This window comes from Pelistega indica, from assembly GCF_000506865.1.
Taxonomy (GTDB): domain Bacteria; phylum Pseudomonadota; class Gammaproteobacteria; order Burkholderiales; family Burkholderiaceae_B; genus Taylorella; species Taylorella indica.
Window position 1 is genome coordinate 1 of record NZ_AYSV01000134.1, and the last position, 6,785, is coordinate 6,785.

General features: G+C 37.8%; 4 protein-coding genes and 3 pseudogenes. All 7 read right to left on the bottom strand.

The features are described from left to right. Nucleotides 1-65: 65 nt before the first annotated feature. Nucleotides 66-1,082: an ABC transporter substrate-binding protein gene (locus V757_RS26645; RefSeq protein WP_245587056.1), complete on the bottom strand. Its 1,017-nt coding sequence runs from the start codon at nt 1,080-1,082 to the stop codon at nt 66-68. Between the two features lie 230 nt (nt 1,083-1,312). Next, a pseudogene (rfaD, locus tag V757_RS26650) lies at nt 1,313-2,300 on the bottom strand (ADP-glyceromanno-heptose 6-epimerase). Next, nucleotides 2,297-3,230: pseudogene (rfaE1, locus tag V757_RS26655) on the bottom strand (D-glycero-beta-D-manno-heptose-7-phosphate kinase). Before rfaE1 ends, rfaD begins: the two co-directional pseudogenes overlap by 4 nt. Continuing rightward, nucleotides 3,227-4,447, bottom strand: a complete 1,221-nt coding sequence (gene lapB / locus V757_RS26660) for a lipopolysaccharide assembly protein LapB (RefSeq protein ID WP_023953242.1) — start codon at nt 4,445-4,447, stop codon at nt 3,227-3,229. The pseudogene rfaE1 and the gene lapB overlap by 4 nt, the downstream one beginning before the upstream one ends. 17 nt (nt 4,448-4,464) lie before the next feature. Next, entirely contained in the window at nt 4,465-4,800 is a 336-nt protein-coding gene (locus V757_RS26665) for a LapA family protein (RefSeq protein WP_023953244.1), read from the bottom strand. A gap of 329 nt (nt 4,801-5,129) precedes the next feature. Then, nucleotides 5,130-5,426 carry an integration host factor subunit beta gene (locus V757_RS26670; RefSeq protein WP_023953246.1) on the bottom strand — a complete coding sequence of 99 codons (297 nt, stop codon included), beginning with the start codon at nt 5,424-5,426 and terminating at the stop codon, nt 5,130-5,132. Nucleotides 5,427-5,428: 2 nt separating this feature from the next. After that, nucleotides 5,429-6,739: pseudogene (rpsA, locus tag V757_RS26675) on the bottom strand (30S ribosomal protein S1); the annotation flags it as partial. Nucleotides 6,740-6,785: the final 46 nt, after the last annotated feature.

Here is a 6,785-nt window from a genome sequence, read left to right on the forward strand (position 1 = left end):
TTATTTTCAACTATCATTATTTCATATTAATAATGACATGCTCTTGCCAAAGTTGTGGTAATTTTTTAGATTGATACTTCCCATGCTGCTGCATCTTTGATTGGTTGTGCTTTGGCATATTGTTCAGCAGGAATAAGTTTTTGTTGAACATCCTCTGGTAATTTAATTTTTTCAGCACGAATTGGACGTGCATAACCGCGCGCCAAGTTAATTTGACCTTCATCAGATAAAATATATTCACGTGCTAATTTAGCCGCATTTGGATGCTTAGCATATTTATTAATGATAGTGCTATAACCAGAAATCACTGAACCATCAGAAGGAATTAATACTTCAAATCGTTTAGCATCAATTTGATCACGATAATTTAAGCCATTAAAATCCCAAACTACAGCTACTTCAACCTCACCTTTTTCGAGGTTTTGAATACTAACGTTTGTTAATCCTAAACGACCTTGTTTTGCCAACTCGCCAAAATAATTCAATGCGGGTGTCAAATCTTTCTCATCACCACCTAAAGCAAAGTTAGCCGCCAAAACGCCATTGATTGACTGAGCAGCAGCACTCACATCCCCAATGGTGACTTTATATTTACCTTTTGTTAAATCTGCCCAGCTATGAGGAATATCTTTAACAGAATTTTTATCTACAATAAACGCAATAGTACCAGTATAGGCTAATAACCAATGTCCATCTTGGTCTTTGGCCCATGCAGGAATATCATCCCAATAGCTAGTTTTATAAGCTTGTGTGACACCTTTTTTAACAGCTAAAGGACCGAATGATGCACCAACGTCACCAATATCAGCACTAGCATTCTTTTTTTCAGCATCAAACTTAGCAATTTCTTGAGCAGAACTCATATCGGTATCGACATGTTTTAGACCATATTTCTGTTCTAATTGAACCCAAGTATCTTTCCAGTTTGCCCAGCTATCAGGCATACCTAGACTATTTACTTCTCCCTCAGCTTTTGCGGCTTTTTCTAAGTCAGCAATATTTGCCAAAACATTACCTGATACTAGCGCAGATAAACCTATAGCCATTACTGTTTTTAACATTGTTAGCTTAAATACTTTCATGATTATCCCTATTGCACGAAAATCGTCTTAATGACGAGTGACATACTGTAGCAATTAAAGATGTCAAAATGATGAAAAAAAATAACCATTTTTACCCTCAAATAAAAAGCATTCAACACGCTTATCATGACTAATTATCAATGCTTATTAAACAATATTTTTATCGCTAAAAAATATAAAAAAAACCGAAGAAAAATCTTCGGTTTTATCAATCAAGTACACTTGTTATATTAAGGGAGTCTATTTAATTTTTTTAATTCAGCAATATAACGACCAATACCTTCGTGTACATCCAAGAAGGCTTCATTATAGCCAATAGCCCTTAGATTCATTAAGTCCGCCTGTGTAAAACTCTGATAGCGACCTTTTAAGTCATCAGGGAATTCAATATAGTGTAATTTCCCTTGTGCCACCATTTCTGCCAAACTCAATTCCTCATTACCCAAATGTGAAATCACTGCACGTGCAACATCGTTAAATGGTTGAGCTCGACCAGTACCACAATTAAAAATACCTGATTTGCCGGGATTATCTAAGAAAAATAGATTAACTTTAACTACATCTTCTACGGAAATAAAATCTCGGCTTTGCTCACCGTTACCCCAACCATCATAAGCACCAAATAACTTTAAGTACCCATCTTTTTTGAATTGGTTCATATGATGAAAAGCCACGGAAGCCATACGACCTTTATGTTGTTCTCTTGGTCCATAGACATTGAAATAGCGTAAGCCAACTACCTGTGCCGTTAGATTTTTAAATCGTTTACGTACTACCTGATCAAATAAAAATTTAGAATAGCCATAAACATTTAATGGCTTCTCATTTTTTAGATTTTCAGCATAGTGTTCAGAAGCACCATATACGGCAGCACTAGAGGCATAAATAAATGGAATTCGTTTGGCTTGACAATATTCAAATAACTCTAACGTCACTCGATAGTTATTATCCATCATATAACGTCCATCTTGCTCTGTCGTATCAGAACAACGCCCCCTGATGAATAATAGCTCTCACTTCAGGTAAACGATCCTCTTTGATACGTTGACGAAAATCATCTTTATCCAAATAATCAGCAATTTGGCAATCAACCAAATTAACAAATTTTAGTCCATCTGTTAAATCATCCACCGCAATAATATCGGTCTCACCGCGGTTATTTAAGCCTTTGACAATATTACTACCGATAAAACCAGCAGCACCTGTTACGATAATCATAATAATTCCTCTGCAGTGACAATTGAAGTTCCCAATTTACCTACAACAATACCACCTGCTTTATTTGCCCATTCAATCGCCTGTGCCCAAGGCATGCCCACCGCTCGCGTCACAGCAATTGTCGCCAGAACTGTATCACCAGCACCTGACACATCATAAACTTCTTGTGCTTGAGCATCTACATGATAACGTTCTTTTGGCGTAAATAGTGTCATCCCTTGCTCTGAACGAGTAACTAATAAAGCTTCTAGATTTAATGACTCAAGCATTTGCTGAGCTCTGTCACTTAACTCTTCTTCACTATGCCATGCACCACCCGTAGCCTGCATCATTTCAGAACGGTTAGGTGTAACTAGACTAGCCCCTTTATAGCGCAAATAATTCGTTCCTTTAGGGTCTACTAAGATAGGTTTTCCTTTTTCACGTGCATAAGCAATCATCGCTTGAACACGAGATAAAACGCCTTTGTTATAGTCTGACAACACCAATACATCATGCCTATCAATTAGGTGTGCTAACTCAGTATCTACTTTCGTTAATGCTTCCTCTGTCGGGGGGTATTCAAAGTCGATTCTCAGTAATTGCTGTTGACGCCCCAATACGCGCATTTTTAATGTAGTATCGATAGTGGTATCAATAACCAAGTGTGCATCAATATCAGCCTCTTCACACAAGAGTCTAATTTTGGCACCTGCCTCATCGGCACCAACAATGCCTAATAAAGTTGCTTTTGCCCCCAAGGCGCAAATATTACGAGCAACATTGGCTGCTCCACCAAGTCTATCTTCTCTTTTTAGCGACATGCACCACAGGTACTGGCGCTTCTGGTGAAATACGATCAACCTCACCAAACCAATAACGATCCAACATTAAATCGCCAATCACTAGAATTTTTTTTTGTTTAATTTGTTCTAATGGATAAACACTCATGATAATTCCTCAAGACGCTTAGGTGCATAGGTCTCCCAAAGATTACACCCTGGACATTGCCAATAAAATGCCCTTGCTTGGAAACCACAATGACTGCAAGCATAACGATCTAAGCGCTGTGTATGTTTATTAATCATTTTTTTTAGCAAATCAATATCTAATTCTGCTAATACTTGTTTTTTTTCAGAATCTTCTGCTTTCAGCTCTGCTTCCAATAATTTATCTAAGCCTAATAAGGAAGGTGATAATAACAACGATTCACGAGCAAAATCCCATGCTGGTGTAGCACCTACATGATTTCTTAATGCCTTAAACACCACATTAAACAAGTCAAGGGAAGGATATTGACGATAATGTTTTTGTAGTAAATCAATCGCCTGCTTAATTTCATTAGATTGAGCATAATTATCCAATAAGGATTGAGCTATTAATCCTGCATATTCAGGTGCTAAAGTAAGAATAGTCTCTAATTGGGCCCTAGCCTCTGAGAGATTACCTGCAAGTGTAGCCAACTTTGCCTGCAACATGATAATCCTTGCTCTAGTAGCTGTAGAGTGGAAACTCGCTTCTTTTTCTAACTGAACCAAAGCATTTTCCGCTTGCTCAATCTCACTTTGTGCCACTTCTATTTTAGGAGATTTGCTAGACAAAGCTTGCTCAGCTAACTCACAATAATAATGTACTACTTGAGGTATGGGCTCTGCCAATAGCCCCTGTAATTGTTTGACTGTTTCAATTGCCTTAGGCCAGTCATGTGCTGCTTCATAAATCCTAATTAATGATCGCGTTGCCGCTAACACATGAGGCCCGTCAGAAATACTTTTAAATGCTACTTCGGCACGATCAAACATGCCTGCTTTCAAATAATCTTGCGCCAATTCAAAACGAGCTTGCTCTTGATCTTTGGCAGGCAGATCAGCACGATTTAAGAGACTTTGATGAACACGAATTGCCCTATCAATTTCCCCTCTACGTCGAAACAAACTCCCCAAGGCAAAGTGCAATTCAGTAGTTTCCGTATCTAATTTGGCTACCTCAACAAAAGCATCAATTGCCTTATCATGATCCTCATTTAATAAGAAATTCAATCCTTTGAAATATGAATTAGGCAAATGTTTAGACTCACTAACCATCTGACGTAAATCATAACGCGACGAAAACCATCCCAATCCAAAAACGATAGGAACAATAATTAACCACCAATTTTCAAAATCCAAAATATCACCTCAATCGCTTAGCGATTAGCTACAAAACCATCTGGAGGCACGACTGCTGTGACCGCCGTATTTGATTGACTTACATGCTGAACATTTTGCAAATTAGTTTGTAAATCTTGTACTTCACCTTTTAGACGACTGATTTCTCGACTACGAGTAAAACGGGTAGGTAAAGAAAGTAGATACATATAAAGTGCACCTAAAATAAAACTACCTAAAATTACTAAGATTAGGGGAATATCAATTGCCCAACCACCATAAAAACTCACGACGACAGTTTGCGTATTTTTGGTCGCAAATAAAACGATAAGTATAAAAACAACTAAACGTAGAGCCCAAATAATGTAGCGCATACAAAATCCTCTTTTTAAGAATTATTTTATTGTATAAGATTTTAACAAATATATCATTAGTGCAATGTCAAAAAACGTAGGCAAATAAAGAGTGACCACCCCTTCCGGTGATTTATTAGTGGGTGAGGTTATGCTGATAGCCTATCTACCGATAATATTTTTACTGCATTAAATGATGATGGCTTTCTCTGAAATCTTTAGACTGCTAAATTTCCACATACTAGCCTAGGAAATACAACAGACATGAAAAAACCCGAATATTCATCAATATCCGGGTTTGGTATTAAAGACAGTTCAAAGATAGTCCTAAGCGATAAAATCCATTAAGATTATCCCTTGCTCTTAAATACAAAATCCACTCTTTCTCGTAACTCCTTACCTGCTTTGAAGTGAGGTACACGTTTTCCAGGTACTTCCACTTGCTCACCAGTTTTAGGGTTACGTCCTACACGTGGGGCACGTTGCGATAAAGAAAAGCTACCAAAACCTCTAATTTCAATACGCTGTCCCTGACTTAATGAGTCAGTCATCGCATCTAACATTGTTTTGACGGCTAAGTCCATATCGCGCACAGCGAGTTGTGGATAACTCGCTGCTAGGGCCTCAATAAGCTCTGATTTTGTCACAATTATTCGTCTTTAGCTTGATCTAATTTTGCTTTTAATAAAGCACCTAAATTAGTTGTACCAGAAGATGCTGCTGCATCATTTAGGCTTTCTAATTTATCTGCTGTTTCAGCATTATCACGAGCTTTAACAGATAATTGAATAGAGCGCGCTTTACGATCGATGTTTAAAATCATCGCTTCTACTTTATCGCCCTCTTTAAGAACTGTTGTAGCATCCTCAACACGACCTGAAGAGATTTCAGAAGCGCGTAAGTAACCATCAACATCAACGTCTAATGTAACAACAGCGCCTTTAGGTTCAACCGATTTAACCACACCAGATACTAAAGCACCTTTGTCGTTTGCCGCTGCATAGTTAGTGAATGGATCACCTTCTAGTTGTTTAACACCTAAAGAGATACGTTCTTTTTCAGTATTAATATCTAATACAACAGCCTCAATTTCATCGCCTTTTTTGTAGTTGCGAACTACTTCTTCACCTGGCTCATTCCAAGATAAGTCAGATAGGTGAACTAGACCATCAATACCACCATCTAAGCCGATAAATACACCAAAGTCAGTAATTGATTTGATGGCGCCTTTAATTTTGTCGCCTTTTTTGTAGTTATTAGCAAACTCTTCCCAAGGATTAGCACGAGTTTGTTTCATACCTAAAGAAATACGACGACGTTCTTCATCAATTTCTAATACAGAAACTTCAACTTCTTCACCTAGGCTAACAACTTTACGAGGATCAACGTTTTTGTTTGTCCAATCCATTTCAGAAACGTGAACTAAACCTTCGATACCTGTTTCAACTTCAACGAATGCACCGTAGTCAGTTAAGTTAGTTACTTTACCGAATAAACGAGTACCTTCTGGGTAGCGACGAGCTAAACCAACCCATGGATCTTCGCCTAATTGTTTAACGCCTAAAGAAACACGGTTCTTGTCTTGATCAAACTTAAGAACTTTAGCTTCAACTTCTTGACCCACTGTTAATACTTCTGATGGGTGACGAACACGACGCCATGCCATATCAGTGATATGTAATAGACCATCAATACCACCTAAATCAACGAATGCACCGTAGTCAGTGATATTTTTAACCACACCAGTAACCACAGAACCTTCTTGAAGATTGTCTAGAAGTTTTTGACGCTCTTCACCCATATTGTCTTCAAGCACTGAACGACGAGATAAAACAACGTTATTACGCTTACGATCAAGCTTAATAACTTTAAATTCCATTGTTTTACCTTCGTATGGTGTTGTGTCTTTTACTGGACGTACGTCAACCAAAGAACCTGGTAAGAAAGCACGGATACCGTTAAGTCAATAATCAGTTAAACCACCTTTTTACTTTACCAGTAATAGT

Coding starts and splice junctions, on each gene's coding strand:
- V757_RS26645 (WP_245587056.1), bottom strand. CDS start 1,082: ATGAAAGTATTTAAGCTAACAATGTTAAAAACAGTAATGGCTATAGGT.
- V757_RS26665 (WP_023953244.1), bottom strand. CDS start 4,800: ATGCGCTACATTATTTGGGCTCTACGTTTAGTTGTTTTTATACTTATC.